The organism is Wenyingzhuangia marina (assembly GCF_900130035.1).
Classification (GTDB): Bacteria; Bacteroidota; Bacteroidia; order Flavobacteriales; family Flavobacteriaceae; genus Wenyingzhuangia; species Wenyingzhuangia marina.
Genome location: NZ_FQXQ01000003.1, coordinates 463,531 through 479,878, shown reverse-complemented (window position 1 = coordinate 479,878; position 16,348 = coordinate 463,531). Strand labels below are relative to the sequence as shown.

The 16,348-nt window shown below is 32.0% G+C and carries 14 protein-coding genes; 11 read left to right on the top strand and 3 right to left on the bottom strand.

From position 1 onward, the window contains the following. Window positions 1-52 precede the first annotated feature (52 nt). Window positions 53-2,686 carry a valine--tRNA ligase gene (locus tag BUB70_RS08985; RefSeq protein ID WP_073120710.1) on the bottom strand — a complete coding sequence of 878 codons (2,634 nt, stop codon included), beginning with the start codon at window positions 2,684-2,686 and terminating at the stop codon, window positions 53-55. A gap of 123 nt (window positions 2,687-2,809) precedes the next feature. On the opposite strand from BUB70_RS08985, the gene BUB70_RS08980 reads away from it, so the two are divergent. The 4 genes from BUB70_RS08980 (at window position 2,810) to BUB70_RS08965 (ending at window position 6,368) form a co-directional block, all read left to right on the top strand. Continuing rightward, window positions 2,810-3,211 (top strand): DUF1573 domain-containing protein, encoded by a 402-nt coding sequence (locus BUB70_RS08980; RefSeq protein WP_073120708.1) that lies wholly within the window; start codon window positions 2,810-2,812, stop codon window positions 3,209-3,211. A gap of 164 nt (window positions 3,212-3,375) precedes the next feature. Beyond that, window positions 3,376-4,569, top strand: coding sequence for a pyridoxal phosphate-dependent aminotransferase (locus BUB70_RS08975; protein WP_073120706.1), 1,194 nt, complete (start codon window positions 3,376-3,378; stop codon window positions 4,567-4,569). A 24-nt stretch (window positions 4,570-4,593) separates the two neighbouring features. Continuing rightward, window positions 4,594-5,391, top strand: a complete 798-nt coding sequence (gene proC, locus BUB70_RS08970) for a pyrroline-5-carboxylate reductase (RefSeq protein ID WP_073120704.1) — start codon at window positions 4,594-4,596, stop codon at window positions 5,389-5,391. A gap of 92 nt (window positions 5,392-5,483) precedes the next feature. After that, complete coding sequence (locus BUB70_RS08965; protein ID WP_073120703.1) at window positions 5,484-6,368, top strand: YitT family protein; 885 nt, start codon at window positions 5,484-5,486, stop codon at window positions 6,366-6,368. Window positions 6,369-6,442: 74 nt separating this feature from the next. Here BUB70_RS08965 and BUB70_RS08960 read toward each other — a convergent pair whose 3' ends face one another. Further along, window positions 6,443-8,335, bottom strand: a complete 1,893-nt coding sequence (locus tag BUB70_RS08960; protein ID WP_308691365.1) for a rhamnogalacturonan lyase — start codon at window positions 8,333-8,335, stop codon at window positions 6,443-6,445. A 244-nt stretch (window positions 8,336-8,579) separates the two neighbouring features. Here BUB70_RS08960 and murB point away from each other — a divergent pair, with 244 nt between their 5' ends. Further along, a complete protein-coding gene (murB, locus tag BUB70_RS08955; protein WP_073120702.1) occupies window positions 8,580-9,581 on the top strand; it encodes a UDP-N-acetylmuramate dehydrogenase in 1,002 nt (333 codons plus the stop codon). Between the two features lie 7 nt (window positions 9,582-9,588). Here murB and proB read toward each other — a convergent pair whose 3' ends face one another. Next, entirely contained in the window at window positions 9,589-10,371 is a 783-nt protein-coding gene (proB, locus tag BUB70_RS08950; protein WP_073120701.1) for a glutamate 5-kinase, read from the bottom strand. A 390-nt stretch (window positions 10,372-10,761) separates the two neighbouring features. Between proB and BUB70_RS08945 the strand changes: the two genes are divergently transcribed. The 6 genes from BUB70_RS08945 to lipA all read left to right on the top strand — a co-directional run bounded on the left by BUB70_RS08945 (window position 10,762) and on the right by lipA (window position 16,163). Then, on the top strand, window positions 10,762-10,947 hold the full coding sequence (locus BUB70_RS08945) for a membrane or secreted protein (RefSeq protein ID WP_073120699.1): 186 nt from the start codon (window positions 10,762-10,764) through the stop codon (window positions 10,945-10,947). 25 nt (window positions 10,948-10,972) lie between these two features. Then, the gene (locus BUB70_RS08940) at window positions 10,973-12,088 is read left to right on the top strand and encodes a glycosyltransferase (protein WP_073120696.1); all 1,116 of its coding nucleotides are present in this window, start codon (window positions 10,973-10,975) and stop codon (window positions 12,086-12,088) included. After that, window positions 12,085-12,654 (top strand): RNA polymerase sigma factor, encoded by a 570-nt coding sequence (locus BUB70_RS08935; protein ID WP_073120693.1) that lies wholly within the window; start codon window positions 12,085-12,087, stop codon window positions 12,652-12,654. The genes BUB70_RS08940 and BUB70_RS08935 overlap by 4 nt, the downstream gene beginning before the upstream one ends. Then, on the top strand, window positions 12,644-13,870 hold the full coding sequence (locus BUB70_RS08930) for an NRAMP family divalent metal transporter (RefSeq protein ID WP_073120691.1): 1,227 nt from the start codon (window positions 12,644-12,646) through the stop codon (window positions 13,868-13,870). Before BUB70_RS08935 ends, BUB70_RS08930 begins: the two co-directional genes overlap by 11 nt. A 12-nt stretch (window positions 13,871-13,882) precedes the next feature. Beyond that, window positions 13,883-15,166 carry an APC family permease gene (locus BUB70_RS08925; protein ID WP_073120688.1) on the top strand — a complete coding sequence of 428 codons (1,284 nt, stop codon included), beginning with the start codon at window positions 13,883-13,885 and terminating at the stop codon, window positions 15,164-15,166. 73 nt (window positions 15,167-15,239) lie between these two features. Then, window positions 15,240-16,163, top strand: coding sequence for a lipoyl synthase (lipA, locus tag BUB70_RS08920; protein ID WP_229742969.1), 924 nt, complete (start codon window positions 15,240-15,242; stop codon window positions 16,161-16,163). Window positions 16,164-16,348 lie beyond the last annotated feature (185 nt).

Here is a 16,348-nt window from a genome sequence, read left to right as displayed (position 1 = left end):
AAAAAAATCCCATCATAAAATGATGGGATTTTTAAACTTATTTATTTTGTAATTATACAAGTGATGACAAACTTGCTTTTATCGTTTCAATTTTTGCCAAAGCATCTGCTTCTTTCTTACGCTCACTTGCAATTACCTGCTCTGGTGCATTGCTTACAAAACGTTCGTTAGACAACTTCTTTTGAACAGATTTTAAGAAACCTTCTGTATACTTTAATTCCTCATTTAACTTCGCTACTTCAGCCTCCACATCAATAGCTCCTGCCATTGGCACAAAGTATTCGTTAGATTTTACACGGAAACTCAACGCTCCATCCACAGCAGTATCTACATAAGATAATGCTGCTATATTCCCCATTTTGGCTATCACAGTATCAAAGTCTTTTGATGTATTGTCATTGTTAAACACCAATAAATCAATGGTTTCTTTAAAAGAAATGTTTTTATCTTTTCTAATGGTTCTAATTCCTGAAATTACTTCTGAGGCCATTTCAAAATTAGCAATGATTTCTTCGTTATAAGAAGTCGCTTTAGGATATTCTGCAATAATTAAAGCTTCTTCTGGACTTCTATCTGTAATCAACTGCCAAACCTCCTCTGTTAAGTGAGGCATAAATGGATGTAAGATTTTTAAATTATCTTCTAACAATCCTATGATTTCTTTAAACGTAACGGCATCCATTGGAGATCCAAAAGCAGGCTTAACCATTTCTAGGAACCAAGATGAAAAATCATCCCAAACCAATTTGTAAATACTCATTAAAGAATCACTCAAACGATATACTTCAAAATTAGCATCAATTTCTGCCAACGTTTTTTGGAACTTCGCTTTGTACCATTCAATCGCAATTTTAGAAGCTTCTGGTTGTGCTTCTGTTTCGGAAACTTCCCATCCTTTAATCAACTTAAAAGAGTTCCATATTTTATTTGCAAAATTACGCCCTTGTGCACATAAATCTTCATCAAACATTAAATCGTTCCCCGCTGCTGCAGACAATAACAATCCTACACGAACTCCATCAGCACCATATTGTTGCATCAACTCAATAGGATCTGGAGAATTCCCTAAAGATTTAGACATTTTACGTCTTTGTTTATCACGTACAATTCCTGTAAAATAAACATTGCTAAACGGTTTTTCTTGTCTAAACTCGTACCCAGCAAACACCATTCTAGCCACCCAAAAGAAAATAATATCTGGTCCTGTAACCAAATCGTTGGTTGGGTAGTAATAATTGATTTCTTCGTTGTCCGGCTCATTAATTCCGTTGAATACAGAAATTGGCCATAACCAAGAAGAGAACCAAGTATCTAAAGCATCTTCATCTTGTTTTAAGTCGGACACTGACAGTGAATTATTTCCTGTTTTTTCAATTGCTAATGGTAATGCTTCTTCAACAGAAGTAGCTACTACAAAATCTTCAACTCCTTCTCCATAGAAAAAAGCTGGAATTTGATGTCCCCACCACAATTGACGAGAAATGTTCCAATCACGAATATTTTCTAACCAATGACGATAAGTATTGTTATAACGCTTTGGATATAATTTAATTTCTTCATCTTTTAAAACCGCATCTAAAGCAGGCTTTACTATTTCTTCCATACGTAAAAACCACTGTGCAGAAATCTTAGGCTCAATAACTGCCTTTGTTCTTTCTGAGGTTCCTACTTTATGTAAATGTTGTTCTACTTTTACCAAAGCTCCAATTTCTTCAAGCTCTTTGGTAATTTCTTTACGAACCACAAAACGATCTTTTCCTTTGTAATGTAATCCGTTATCGTTTAAGGTAGCATCATCATTTAAAATATCTATAACTTCTAAATTGTGCTTTTCTCCTAAAACTTTATCATTTTGATCATGAGCAGGAGTGATTTTTAAACAACCTGTTCCAAACTCAATATCTACATATTCATCTTCTATAATAGGAATTACTCTATTCGCAATAGGTACAATAGCGTTTTTCCCTTTTAAATGAGCATATCTTTCATCATTTGGGTTGATACAAATAGCAGTATCTCCTAATAAAGTTTCTGGACGAGTAGTCGCAATGGTCACCACTTCATCAGTTCCTTCAATTTTATAATTGATGTGATAAAAATTTCCTTGTTTTTCTTCAAAAATAACTTCTTCATCAGACAAAGTTGTTTTTGCTTCAGGATCCCAGTTTACCATTCGATATCCTCTGTAGATATCTCCTTTTTTGTATAAATCAACAAAAACCTTAGTTACTGCCTCACTTAAATCAGCATCCATGGTAAACTTGGTACGTTCCCAATCGCAAGAAGCACCCAATTTTTTTAACTGATCTAAAATAATTCCTCCGTGTTTATCTGTCCATTCCCAAGCATGTTTTAAAAACTCATCACGAGTTAAATCATCCTTGTTAATTCCTTCAGATTTTAACTTGGCAACTACTTTTGCTTCTGTAGCAATAGAAGCATGATCGGTTCCAGGAACCCAACAAGCATTGTAACCTCTTAAACGAGCTCTACGAATCAATACATCTTGAATGGTATTGTTAAGCATGTGTCCCATGTGTAAAACTCCAGTCACGTTTGGTGGTGGAATTACAATTGTATAGGGTTTTTTATCGTTAGGTGTTGAATGAAAGTAATTGTTTTTCATCCAGTAGTCGTACCATTTTTCTTCTACCGCAGTAGCATTGTATGTATTAGGAATACTCATTCTTTATTTTCGTTAAATAACAGGTGGCCAAAAATACAAATATCTACACTACTAAAAAAAATAACGGTATAGTTATTGAAAGTTTGAATATAAAATTTATTTTTACTTAAAATTTATATAGACATGAAGAAATTAGCTTTTATTATCTGTATGGCCTTGGCTCCAATGTTGTCTTTTGCACAACAAGCAACTGCTAAAACAGACAATACTTTAAAACCAGTTATGCAATTTGAAAAAGAAGTAATTGATTATGGAACTATTGCTCGAAATTCTGACAAAATTCGCTACCTAAATATTAAAAATATTGGGAGTGCTCCTTTAATTATAGAAAGTGTTAAAGGTAGTTGTGGATGTACAGTACCAACCAAACCTGAGGAACCTATCATGCCAGGAAAATCTGGACAAATTAAAATAAGTTATGCTACTGACAGAGTGGGTAGAATTTCAAGATCGATTACAATTATTTCTAACGCTACTGAAAAGCCAAAAGTTGTTAGAGTAATAGGGGAAGTATTAAAAGATTAATTTAATCTATTCCTTATAAAACTCAAAACTGCTTATTTTTAATAAGCAGTTTTTTTTATTTAACAAATCTAAACCACAACAAAAGCATAATAAATGGCTAGTATTCTTTAAGAAGATTAGAAATTTGTACTTTTGTTGGCCTAATTTTAAAACACAAAATATAAATGCTTAGAGTTTCTAACAAAGGTCGTGCTATTCCTGAGTCTCCAATACGTAAATTGGTTCCTTATGCAGAAGCCGCCAAGAAACGTGGTATTGAAATATTTCATTTAAATATTGGCCAACCCGATATTAAAACACCTAAAGTAGCTTTAGATGCTGTTAGAAATATTGATATGGAAGTTTTAGAATACTCTACCTCAAATGGTTCTGAACAATACAGAAACAAATTGGTTGATTATTACAAAAAACACAATATCAATCTTAAAAACGATGAAATATTAGTAACTACAGGAGGTTCAGAGGCTTTATATTTTACCATTGCGAGTATTACTGATCCTCAGGATGAAATTATTATTCCTGAGCCATTTTACGCTAACTACACTAGTTTTTCTATTGCTGCTGGGGTGCATGTGGTACCTATCAATACAAGCATTGACAATGGTTTTGCTTTGCCTAAAGTAGATGAGTTTGAAGCTTTAATTACCCCTAGAACTCGTGCTATTTTAATTTGTAACCCAGGAAATCCTACAGGGACTTTATATAGCAAGGAAGAAATTAAACAATTAAAAAAATTAGTTGTTAAGTATAATTTGTTCTTAATTGCAGATGAAGTGTATCGTGAATTTGTCTATACTGATGAAGGCCACTACTCTATTATGGAGGAAAAAGGAATGGATATGAACGCCATTATGATTGATTCTACCTCTAAACGATACAGTATGTGTGGAGCAAGAGTAGGTTGTGTAGTATCTCGTAATCCAGAATTGATTAGTACGGTAATGAAAATGGCCCAATCAAGATTGTGCCCTCCTACCATTGCACAAATTGCTGCCGAGGCTGCTTTGGAAACACCTCAAAGTTATTTTGACGAAGTTCGTGAGGAATACATAGAACGTAGAAACATTCTGGTAGAAGAATTGCGAAAAATAGAAGGAGTTCAAGTAGTAAAACCGAATGGTGCTTTTTATTGTTTGGCAGATTTACCTGTAGACAATGCCGATAAATTCGCAAAATGGTTGCTAGAAAGTTATAGTAACAACGGACAAACTGTAATGGTTGCTCCGGGAAGTGGTTTTTATTCCACTCCAAACATTGCGCTTAGCCAAGTAAGAATTGCTTACGTGCTAAAAAAAGAAAAATTAATTCGTGCGGTTGCCATTCTTAAAGACGCTATTGAGAAGTACAACGCACAATAATCTTAAAAACCTAAACACAATTTTATGAAAAAAATAGTTGTTATTGGTGGTGGAAACATGGGTTTCACCTACGCAGAAGGAATTTACAATGCAAAAATTGCAAATATTGAAATTATTGACAAGTCTGATGATAGAATTGCAGAAATCAATAGAATGAATAAAATGAAAGCAACAACTAGCTATGATGCTTTAAAAGATGCAGACATTATTTTCTTAGCAGTAAAACCACAAATTGCTCCGTTGGTATTTGCTGATATCAAATCTATTGTAAACAAAGATCAATTATTTGTTTCTGTCATGGCAGGAATGACGATTGAAACCATTCAACAAGGATTAGGAATTGACAAAGTAATTAGATGTATGCCTAATTTACCTGCTTCTATTCAACTAGGAATGACTACTTATGTTGGTTCTAAAGAAGTCGCTAAAGAAAACTTAGACTTAGTAGGGACTATTTTAAAATCTACAGGAAAAGCTTTTGAAGTGGAAACAGAAGATATGATTGATAACACAACTGGTATTTCTGGTAGTGGATCTGCTTATATTTTTTACTTTATGAATGCTTTGGCTGAAGCTGCTGAAGATTTTGGATTCTCTAGAGAAGAAGCTAAAACTTTAACTGCTCAGACTTTTGAAGGAGCTGTTGAGTTATACAAACAAAACGATATTTCTTTAGAAGAGTGGATGAACCGTGTAGCTTCTAAAGGAGGTACTACTCGTGCAGCCTTAAATAATTTTGACGACAACAATGTACACAACTTAATAAAAGAAGGTACTATTGCTTGTGTAAATAGAGCTAAAGAATTGGCTGCTGATAAGTAATAAAAATATTTATAGAATCATTCTTTAAACCCTTTGCTATTGCAAAGGGTTTTGTATTTTTAAACATTATCTAACATGATAATCACCCCTATATGAGTACAACCTTAACCGATAAAAAAAACACAGGTTTTATCAATTCTTTAAAAGATAGTCTTTTAATTATTATTGGTATTTTCTCCGCTTCATTTGGATTCAAAGGATTTCTTTTAACCAACGATTTTATTGATGGTGGAGCTACCGGAATCTCTTTATTGATTTCTGCAGTTTCAGAAATTCCACTTTATATATTAATTATTGTTGTAAACCTCCCTTTTGTTTTTATGGGGTACAAAACAATGGGTAAACAATTTGCTATTAAAACAGCACTGGCCATTACAGGATTGGCTCTTTGTGTTGCAACCGTACCTTTTCCTAATGTAACCAATGATGATTTATTAGTTGCTATTTTTGGAGGTTTTTTTCTAGGAGCAGGAATTGGACTATCTGTTCGTGGAGGAGCTGTTATTGATGGGACTGAAATTTTAGCTATTTATTTAAGTAAAAAATTTGGTACTACCATTGGCGATATCATCATCTTAATAAATGTATTGATCTTTTCGATTGCTGCTTATTTGTTATCTATTGAAATTGCCTTATACTCCATGATTACTTATATATCTGCCTCTAAAACTTTAGATTTTATTATTGAAGGTATTGAGGAATATATAGGTGTCACAATCATTTCTGCTAAAAACACCGAAATCAAAAAAATGATTACTGATAAACTAGGTAGAGGTGTTACTATTTATAATGGTCAAGGAGGATATGATAAAACCGGAGATACTAATAAAATTGATATTCTTTATACTGTAATTACTAGACTTGAGTTAAGTAGATTGAATAATGAAATAGAAAAAGTAGACTCCAAAGCTTTTATTGTAATGAATAGTATTAAAGATTTAAAAGGAGGAATTGTAAAAAGGAGACCTTTACACTAATACATAGATATTAAGCAAAAAAGAAATCTCCATATATTAAAAAACACATGGAGATTTCTTTTTTTTTATTAAAATTACTCAGGGCTTTTAGCTAAATAAATTTTTGGGGACTTAGGAGTTTTCATTCCTACCCCCAAATAAAACCCTGTATGTGCTGGCTGATTATATGCTACATTTTGCCATGCAATACTTGTTCTATATAAAGGATCATGCATTAATGTAAAGATTTTTTCTTTAGTGCTATATGGAGTCGTAAAAAGAACCAAAGAGGTATTGTCTTCAGTTCTCCAAATAACTTCTTCCCTCCAGTCTCCTAATACATCTGCAATGATACAAGGATTAGACTTTGTACCATTATTACTTCTTAATTTCATACCATCATAATCGTAAGCTCTTAATAAAACATCTGTATCTTGTTTTTCAGGATTCCATTTAACGATAACTGTTTTATCAACCATTTCTCTTAACAAATCTCCATCCCACCAGCCAAACATATTCCAACTTGGTCCTCTATATGTTCTTGGATAAACTTTAGAGATCACCTCCCCTTTGATATTAAAAATACCTTTTCCGTTTGATGACCACATTTCTGCTCCCAAATAATTAGGATCAATATCTGCAATTACTCCTCTTCCAATATCTCCTTTTCCTGGTGTCAGCCAAAAAGCTTCTCCCGTCTTTGGGTCTCTATAATCCACTTGTGGAACATTTGGATCATTAGCTTCTTCATGAACCATAAAATACTCTAACCCTTCTCTTGCAGGATCAAAATCTCCTAAATGAATGGCATCTCCATGACCAAAATGTGTTGTATATAATCCTTTTCCGTTATCATCAATTGCGCAAGAACCATAATGAATTTCATCTTTTCCATCTCCATCAACATCGCCAACTGTAACACTATGCGCTCCTTGTCCTGCATAATACTGATTTCCTCTATCATTAGAATCAAAAACCCAACGATTGGTCAACTGTCCGTCTCTATAATCATAAGCAGCTATAACTGTTCTGGTATAATATCCTCTACAAAAAACCAAACTAGGTCTTTGTCCATCTAAATAAGCTACACAAGCCAAAAATCTATCTACCCTGTTTCCGTAAGAATCTCCCCAACTAGCTACATTTCCTCTTTGAGGAATATAATCTTGAGTGGTAATAAAAGCCCCTGTTTCTCCATTAAAAAGACTTAAATATTCTGGACCTTCTAGTATATATCCTGTACTATTTCTATAATCGGCTGAAGCATCTCCCAACACTCTACCTGTACCGTCAACTGTTCCATCAGCTGTTTTACAGGCAACTTCTGCTTTACCATCACCATCTAAATCATATACCATAAATTGTGTATAATGAGCCCCTGAACGAATATTAATCCCTAAATCTATGGTCCAAAAAACAGTTCCATCCATTTTTAAACCTTGTAAATAAGTTTTTCCTGTATATCCTCTGTGAGAGTTATCATGATCATTGGTTGGTGTCCATTTTAAAACAAGATCATAGGCTCCATCACCATCTAAATCGGCGACTGAAATATCATTTGCTGTGTATTTATATGCTCTACCATCCGGAGAAACACCACCTTCTGGAGCTGTGATTGGAATTTTTTTATAAATTTTATTCCAAACTTCTATGGGTTGAGATTTTTCTAATTCTTTTCCGTTAACAATAGCAGCAATACTATAATGATAATTTTCTGTGGTTTTATCTATAAGATTGCTCGCCCCTGTGATAGGCTCTTTATTTAACAGTTTATTATCTCTATAAACATTATAGGTTGTGTTATCAAACTCAGTTCCTAAAATTCGCCAACTAACTAAAACTTCATCATTATTGGTACGAACAGCTACTGTACCTCTATCTAAATTTTCCATTTGTTTTTGAGCAAAAACAGTTGTAGTAAATAAAAACAAAAGACAATATTTTATAAAAATTGATTTAGGATCTAGAATAGATAAGTGAAGCTTCATGTTTTTTTGATTAAAAATTAGCCTGTTTAAACATCAGACACGGATAATCATCAAATTTATATTTTACTTTTCTAAAAAGCATCCTGTCCTATCTTGTTACCAACCAATGAACATAAAGTCTATTTTATTAAAAATACTTTTGGGGCGATTTTTTTATATTTACTCTTAGCTAAGAGTTATAAAAACCTGTGATTACTCGTTATTTTCACCTTGATAATTCTTAAAATTTTAGCATCTTTACCCTATGCAATATCACACTAATTTCTCTCTACAAAAACACAATACTTTTGGTATTGATGTAAAAGCTAAAAAGTTTATTTCTGTTAAAACACTACAAGAATTAAAAGATGTTTTACAAGAAAACAAATCTGTTTTTTTACTAGGAGGTGGTAGTAATATGTTACTTACTAAAAACATTGATAAAACAGTGGTTCATATAGATCTTAGTGGTGTAATTGTAAACAATCAGGATGAAAACACAGTTGAAGTAACTGCTGCTGCAGGAGAAAACTGGCATGAATTTGTTTTGTGGTGTATAGATCAAGGTTTTGGAGGTTTAGAAAACTTATCTTTAATTCCAGGAAATGTTGGAACTTGTCCAATTCAAAATATTGGAGCTTATGGTTTTGAAGTTAAAGACACGATTGTTTCTTTGGAAGCTTTGAATAAAAAAACTTTAAAAATAAAAACCTTTACCAATGCTGATTGTAAGTTTGGATACCGAAATTCTATTTTTAAAAACGAAGTAAAAGACCGATATATTATTATTAATGTTACTTTTAAACTTACCACCAAAGATCATCAAACCAATACTTCTTACGGAGCCATTCAAGAAGAATTAAAAAGCATTAAAAATCCTAGTTTAAAAGATATTAGCAATGCTGTTATTGCCATTAGAAATAGCAAATTACCAAATCCTAAAGAAATTGGTAATAGTGGTAGTTTTTTTAAAAATCCTGTGATTGATATTTCACTATATCAAAAACTTAAAGAACAATATCCTGAAATACCATCATATCCTGTTTCTGAAACACAAGTAAAAGTACCAGCTGGTTGGTTAATTGAAAAAGCAGGGTTTAAAGGGAAACGTTTTGGAGAAGCTGGAGTACATAGTAAACAAGCTTTGGTATTGGTTAACTATGGAAACGCTACCGGTAAAGAAGTTTACGAAATTGCAAAAAAAATCCAGAGAAAAATCAAAACTGAATTTGAAATTCCTCTGGAAATTGAAGTCAATGTTTTTTAAAGTAATATTACTTTTCTAAATCATTAGAAATTCTTGTTCCTACATATTCATCATTGATGATATCTAAAATAATGTTTTCTGTTTTACCATTTACAATATAAGTAGGAATGTTATTTTTTGCAGATTTTTGAGCCACACTAATTTTAGATCTCATTCCTCCTCTACCTTCACCTTCACCTTTTTTATTAGGTTGAATGTATTTGTCTAAATTTTCGGTAGAAGTAACTTCTTCAATTAGTTCAGTTCCTTCATCACTTGGGTTTCCTGTATAAACGCCATCAATATCTGTTAAAATAATTAGTTTATCAGCTTCTACCAACTCAGCAATTAAACTTGCCATTTCGTCGTTATCTGTAAACATGGTTGATGTTAATGATACTGTATCATCTTCATTCGCCACAGGAATTACTCCCTCTTCTAACAACCCTTTATAACAATTTACCATATTATCACGGTGAACTCCTGGTTGAAAATCTCTTTTAGTTGGTAGCACTTGCGCACAATTAATTCCAAAATCATGAAAAATATTGTAATACAAACGCATCATTCTAGGTTGTCCTATAGATGAATAAACTTGTCTTCTAATAGATGGGTCTTTAATTATTGAAGGCCCTAATACTTCTTTTCCTGCAATAGCAGATCCAGAAGAAACTAAAATGGTCATAATATTACGCTCATATAAATCAGCAATTTGAGACACCAAGTTTTGAAGCACTGGGCGAACAATTCTATTGTTCTTGTTTTTCATTACATTGGTTCCTACTTTTACAACTATTAATTGATCGTACATAAAATATTTTTTGTTAAAATTTACACAAATTTACAAAAACTCATCCGTATAGACGGGAGATGTAACAAAAAATTAACACTGATCAATCATAAACCAGTCCTTTTAAAGCTACAAAAAACAACACTAATATACTCATTTTCAAAACATAAAACACAACATTTCTAACTTACATATCTTTTTTAAATTTTATTGATATAAAAGCACATTCTCTTAATTAAAACAGTTTTATCAACATTTTTTAGGATTTAAACCTTATTAAAATCCTAAAAAAAGTCTTTATCAATAATGTAATTTTTCACAAATAACACCTACTAAAAACACACCAGCTTAATCTATATTTATGAATTTAGATTAAGCTTAAAAATTGTATATTTGTTAAAATTATTTTTCATGAAAATATTCTTAATTTCATTTGGTTTGTTAGCCTTGGCTTTTGCAGGAATTGCTATTAAAATATGGGGTAAAAAAGACGGGAAGTTCTCTGGAACTTGTGCTAGTCAAAATGCTAATTTTAATGATTCTGGTGAGCCTTGTGGTTTTTGTGGTAAAATGCCCGAAGATTGCGAGAATAAATAATTTAATTTTCATAGCATAGGCCTTTATGACCATTTTCCTTTTATCAATTTGTATACTGATTACTGTTATACATTTTGGTTACTACACCTTTGTGTTTAACTTTTTTAACTTTACTAAAACACCACAAAAAGTCAAAAATAACATTCCTGTTTCGGTGATTGTTTGTGCCAAAAATGAAGAAGTAAACTTAAAAACTTATTTACCTTTTTTGGTCAATCAAAAATATGACGATTTTGAGTTGGTGTTGATTAATGATCGTTCTTACGATGAAACTGCTATTATTTTTGAAGAATATGAAGCAAAATATGATTTTGTAAAAGTAGTAACCATTCAAGAAACAGATTATTTTTATGGAAATAAAAAATATGCATTAACTCTTGGAATTAAAGCTGCTACTAACGATTGTTTACTTTTTACCGATGCCGATTGTAAACCAAAAAGTGATTATTGGATTCAAGAAATGGCCAATCAATTTACAGGAGACACTAAAATTGTTCTAGGGTATGGAGCTCTTCAAAATATTTCTAACAGTTTTTTAAATAAGGTAATCCGTTACGAAACCTTAATGACCGCTTTACAATATTTTTCTTTTGCCAAAATAGGTGTACCATACATGGGCGTAGGGAGAAATTTAATGTACAGCAAAGCAGTCTTTTTAAAAAACAAAGGGTTTCATCAACATATTAGGGTCATGTCTGGAGATGATGATTTGTTAATCAACCAAATTGCCAACAAACAAAACACCGCTATTTGTTTTAACGAGAATTCACACACTGTATCTCCCCCAAAAAAGGATTGGAAAAGTTGGGCTACCCAAAAAAGAAGACATATAAGTACTGCTAGTTTGTACAAACCAATGCATCAATTTTTATTAGGACTATATGCTTTTAATAGATTACTTTTTTGGTTGGTTTTACCTGCAAGCCTTATTTATATAGAAAACACTAATTATCAATTAATTATTACTGTATTAATTGCAATTAAACTTATAAGTGAATATATTGTTGTGGGAATTGCATCAAATAAATTAAAAGAAAAAGGGCTTATTTTACTCATCCCTGTTTTAGATATCTGTTTGTTATTTTTTCAATTATATATTTTTCTTTATAACAAAATCAATAAACCCCATAAGTGGTCATGATTTCACAAGATATTTTATTTACTCATATCAAAGCTGCTAAAAAGGGAGATCAAACCGCTTATAATTATCTTTTAAATTTATATTGGAACGATGTTTTTACATTTCTACAATCTAAAATAAGTGATGACTCTATTGATGCAGAAGACATTACTATTATTACTTTTTCCAAAGCTTTTGATAAAATTGATTCTTATAATGATGATTATGGTTTTAGAACTTGGCTATTTACCATTGCCAAAAATCTGTTAATTGATGAGTTAAGAAAACAAAAAAATGTAACCATTTCTTTACAAGATGAAAACAGAGAGGTTTATGCTTTGTCTGATGCAAATCCATCTCCTGAAGATAAAATCATCATAGAACAAAATTTAGCAGAACTTAAAAGAAATATTAAAAAATTAAAACTTAAATATCAAAAAGTCATTAACCTAAGGTACTTTCAGGACATGACTTATATTGAAATTGCCAATCACCTTGATGAACCTATTAATAATGTGAAGGTAAAACTTTTAAGAGCTAAGAAATTACTAGCAGAAATTATTACCAACTCAGAAAATGACAATTAAAGAGAAAATTCAAGCCTTTGGTCCTGGATTATTGTTTGCAGGAGCTGCCATTGGTGTATCGCATTTGGTACAATCCACAAGAGCAGGTGCAGATTTTGGTTTTAGCTTATTGTGGGCTTTGGTGGCAGTACACATTGTTAAATATCCATTTTTTCAATTTGGTGCTCGTTACGCCAATGCTACTGGAGATAATTTATTAAGCGGATACAGCAAACTACACAAAGGAACTTTGGTCGCATATTATATCATTAACTTTTGTTCTATGTTTACTATTCAAGCAGCCGTTACTCTAGTTACCGCTGGCTTGGCCATGAATATTTTTGGTTTTACAGGAAGTGCTACTACGGTAAGTATTATCATCACTTTAATTAGTGCTATTATTTTACTTATTGGTCGTTATCAATTTTTAGACAAGGTGATGAAAATTATTGTATTAACTTTAACCATTACTACTATTGGAGCTTTATTTATTGCTTCGTCTAAAAACACAACTCCTATTAACTTGACTCAGAAATTTCATTTTGAAAGCGTAGAAATGGCTTTTTTAATTGCCTTTTTAGGCTGGATGCCCGCTCCTTTAGATGTTTCCATTTGGCAATCCTTATGGTCTCAAGCAAAACAAAATCAATCCACAGAAAAAAGAAGTTTAAAAACAACCTTATTGGATTTTAATGTAGGATATATTTCAACATTAATTCTCGGTGCTTGTTTTTTAGGAATGGGAGCTTTGGTGATGTTTAATAGCGGAGAAGTTTTTTCTAACGGAGCTTTAGGCTTTAGCAAACAATTAATAGAAATCTACACCAAAAACATTGGAGGTACCGCTTTTATTTTTATTGCTATTGCCGCTTTTACCACCATGTTTAGTACAACTATTACTGCTTTAGACGCCTCGCCAAGAGCCATGCAAACTACTGCAGAATTATTAAATTATAAAACCTCTAAACACGCTTATGCTCTGTGGATTTTATTTTTATCAGTCGGAACTATTATTTTAATTTCTTTTTTTACAGATCAGATGTTAAACTTAATTAAAATAGCCACGATTTTAAGTTTTTTAACCGCTCCATTCTTTGCTATTTTAAACTATAAATTAATAACAAGTAAACATACTCCCGTAGCATATCAACCTAAATTATTTTTAAAAATCATGTCTTGGTTAGGGATATTATTCTTAATCGGATTTAGTGCATGGTATTTAACTACGTTATTCTAAATTTAAACACATATGAAAAATAAAGTCGGACTTAAAGAAGCCATCTCTATTGGAATTGGAGGAATGGTAGGTGGTGGAATTTTTGCCGTTCTAGGATTGGCAGTTTCAATCGCTAAAGGAGGAACTCCCCTAGCTTTTTTATTTGCAGGAATTATTGCTTTTATTACTTCGTACAGTTATGCTAAACTTTCTGTAGTTTATCCTGATAAAGGTGGTACGGTAAAATTTATTAACCAAGCTTTTAATAAAGGGGTTTTTAGTGGTGGTATTAACAATTTACTTTGGATTAGTTATATCATCATGTTATCTCTTTATGCTTCAGCATTCGGATCCTATGCCCCTAATTTATGGGAAATTACAGCTAATAAAAATATTGATTTTCATATTTACGCAAGTGCTATCATCATATTAGCCACAGCTATTAACTATTATAGCATTGAAGTAGTAAGTAAAATTGAATCTTATGCAGTCGTTATTAAACTTATTATTTTAATTGCTTTTATTGGCATTGGATTTTACGGAATGACTGTGGTAGACACTTCTAATCTTCATCAACTATCTCCAGAAAATTGGGAAAACCCTATTTATTTACTGGCTGGTGGAATGGTCATTTTTGTAGCTTACGAAGGTTTTGAATTGATAGCAAATGCTGCACCTGATATTGTAAATCCTAAAAAAAACATCGCAAAAGCTTATTCATACTCAGTACTTTTTGTAATTGCTTTATACATTATTATTGCCTGCGTAACTGTTGGATCTTTGCCCTTTGATGAAATTGCAACAGCCGAAGATTATGTATTGGCAGAAGCTGCAAAACCCATGTTAGGAAACACTGGATTTACTATTATTACCATAGCAGCATTAATTTCAACTTTTTCTGCCATTAACGCTTCTTTATATGGTGGTAGTAGAGTGAGTTATGAAATTGCAGAAGATGACGAATTGCCACATGAGTTAACAGGACAATTATGGAATCAACCTATTGGATTGTTAATTACTTCTATTTTAACCTTAGTCCTTACTAATTTTTTAAAGCTAGAAAGTATTTCAACAGCTGGTAGCGTTGGGTTTTTATTAATTTTTGCCATGGTTAATTTATCTGGATATAAATTAGCGATGAACACTAATAGTAAAAAATCAATTCCACTAATTGGTTTTATTTTATGTCTTTTAGCTTTTATCATTTTATTAGTGCAACAATTTAAAGATAATATGGAAGGAGTAATTGTAGCACTTTCTATTATTGCTTTATGCTTTGTTGGTGAATATTTTTACAAAAAAAGAGAATCTCGTTAGAAGTTTCATTATTCCTGTAGTTATTACTTCATCCTATTCACTTTTTGTATCTTTACAGCCCAAATAAAAACATATGAGTACGGAAGCAACTACATTTAAATCTGTATTACCAAATAAAGCACAAACAACTACAAATCCTGGAACTATTCCTGTTGGAAATAAAAAACCAGATTGGCTAAGAGTTAAGTTACCTGTTGGAAAAAAATACACTGAATTACGTGGATTGGTAGATAAATATAAACTAAACACTATTTGTACCAGTGGTAGTTGTCCTAACATGGGAGAATGTTGGGGAGATGGAACTGCTACCTTTATGATTTTAGGAAATATTTGTACCAGATCTTGTGGTTTTTGTGGTGTAAAAACCGGAAAACCAGAAACAGTAGAATGGGATGAGCCCGAAAAAGTAGCACGTTCTATTAAAATTATGAGTATTGAACATGCCGTTATTACTTCGGTTGATAGAGATGACTTAAAAGATGGTGGATCAATTATTTGGGCAGAAACCATTGCTGCCATCCGTAGAGCCAATCCTAATACAACCATGGAAACTTTGATTCCAGATTTCCAAGGAGATACTAAAAACATCGACAGATTGATTGCTGCTGCTCCAGAAGTAATTTCTCACAATATTGAAACAGTTCGTAGATTGACCCGTGAAGTACGTATACAAGCACAATATGACAGAAGTCTAGAAGTGTTAAGATATATTAAAGCACAAGGACAACGTAGAACTAAATCTGGTATTATGTTAGGTTTAGGTGAGAAAAAAGAAGAAGTTTTTGAAAGCTTAAGAGATTTAGCAAATGCCAATGTTGATGTTGTTACTTTAGGGCAATATTTACAACCAAGTAAAAAGCATTTACCTGTAAAAGAATATATTACACCAGAATTATTTAAAGAATATGAAGTGTACGCTAAATCTTTAGGATTTAAGCACGTAGAAAGTTCTGCCTTGGTAAGATCATCTTATCATGCAAAAAAACACGTAAACTAACTTTTGGCACGATAGTTGTTAAACCACTTAACAAGAAAACTTCTTAGTTTTTTTCATAGTTTAAATAGTTTTAGTTAGTTTGAAAAAACCTCCACCCCCAATGGAGGTTTTTTTATGCATAATAATCAAGTAAAATTCCCTCACTAATTTTATTCAAAAAATACTTATTGGCACGCTAATTGGAT

Bases quoted from the DNA above. Each gene is read 5' to 3' on its own strand.
- BUB70_RS08985 (WP_073120710.1), bottom strand. From the start codon at position 2,686: ATGAGTATTCCTAATACATACAATGCTACTGCGGTAGAAGAAAAATGG.
- BUB70_RS08980 (WP_073120708.1), top strand. From the start codon at position 2,810: ATGAAGAAATTAGCTTTTATTATCTGTATGGCCTTGGCTCCAATGTTG.
- BUB70_RS08975 (WP_073120706.1), top strand. From the start codon at position 3,376: ATGCTTAGAGTTTCTAACAAAGGTCGTGCTATTCCTGAGTCTCCAATA.
- proC (WP_073120704.1), top strand. From the start codon at position 4,594: ATGAAAAAAATAGTTGTTATTGGTGGTGGAAACATGGGTTTCACCTAC.
- BUB70_RS08965 (WP_073120703.1), top strand. From the start codon at position 5,484: ATGAGTACAACCTTAACCGATAAAAAAAACACAGGTTTTATCAATTCT.
- BUB70_RS08960 (WP_308691365.1), bottom strand. From the start codon at position 8,335: ATGAAGCTTCACTTATCTATTCTAGATCCTAAATCAATTTTTATAAAA.
- murB (WP_073120702.1), top strand. From the start codon at position 8,580: ATGCAATATCACACTAATTTCTCTCTACAAAAACACAATACTTTTGGT.
- proB (WP_073120701.1), bottom strand. From the start codon at position 10,371: ATGTACGATCAATTAATAGTTGTAAAAGTAGGAACCAATGTAATGAAA.
- BUB70_RS08945 (WP_073120699.1), top strand. From the start codon at position 10,762: ATGAAAATATTCTTAATTTCATTTGGTTTGTTAGCCTTGGCTTTTGCA.
- BUB70_RS08940 (WP_073120696.1), top strand. From the start codon at position 10,973: ATGACCATTTTCCTTTTATCAATTTGTATACTGATTACTGTTATACAT.
- BUB70_RS08935 (WP_073120693.1), top strand. From the start codon at position 12,085: ATGATTTCACAAGATATTTTATTTACTCATATCAAAGCTGCTAAAAAG.
- BUB70_RS08930 (WP_073120691.1), top strand. From the start codon at position 12,644: ATGACAATTAAAGAGAAAATTCAAGCCTTTGGTCCTGGATTATTGTTT.
- BUB70_RS08925 (WP_073120688.1), top strand. From the start codon at position 13,883: ATGAAAAATAAAGTCGGACTTAAAGAAGCCATCTCTATTGGAATTGGA.
- lipA (WP_229742969.1), top strand. From the start codon at position 15,240: ATGAGTACGGAAGCAACTACATTTAAATCTGTATTACCAAATAAAGCA.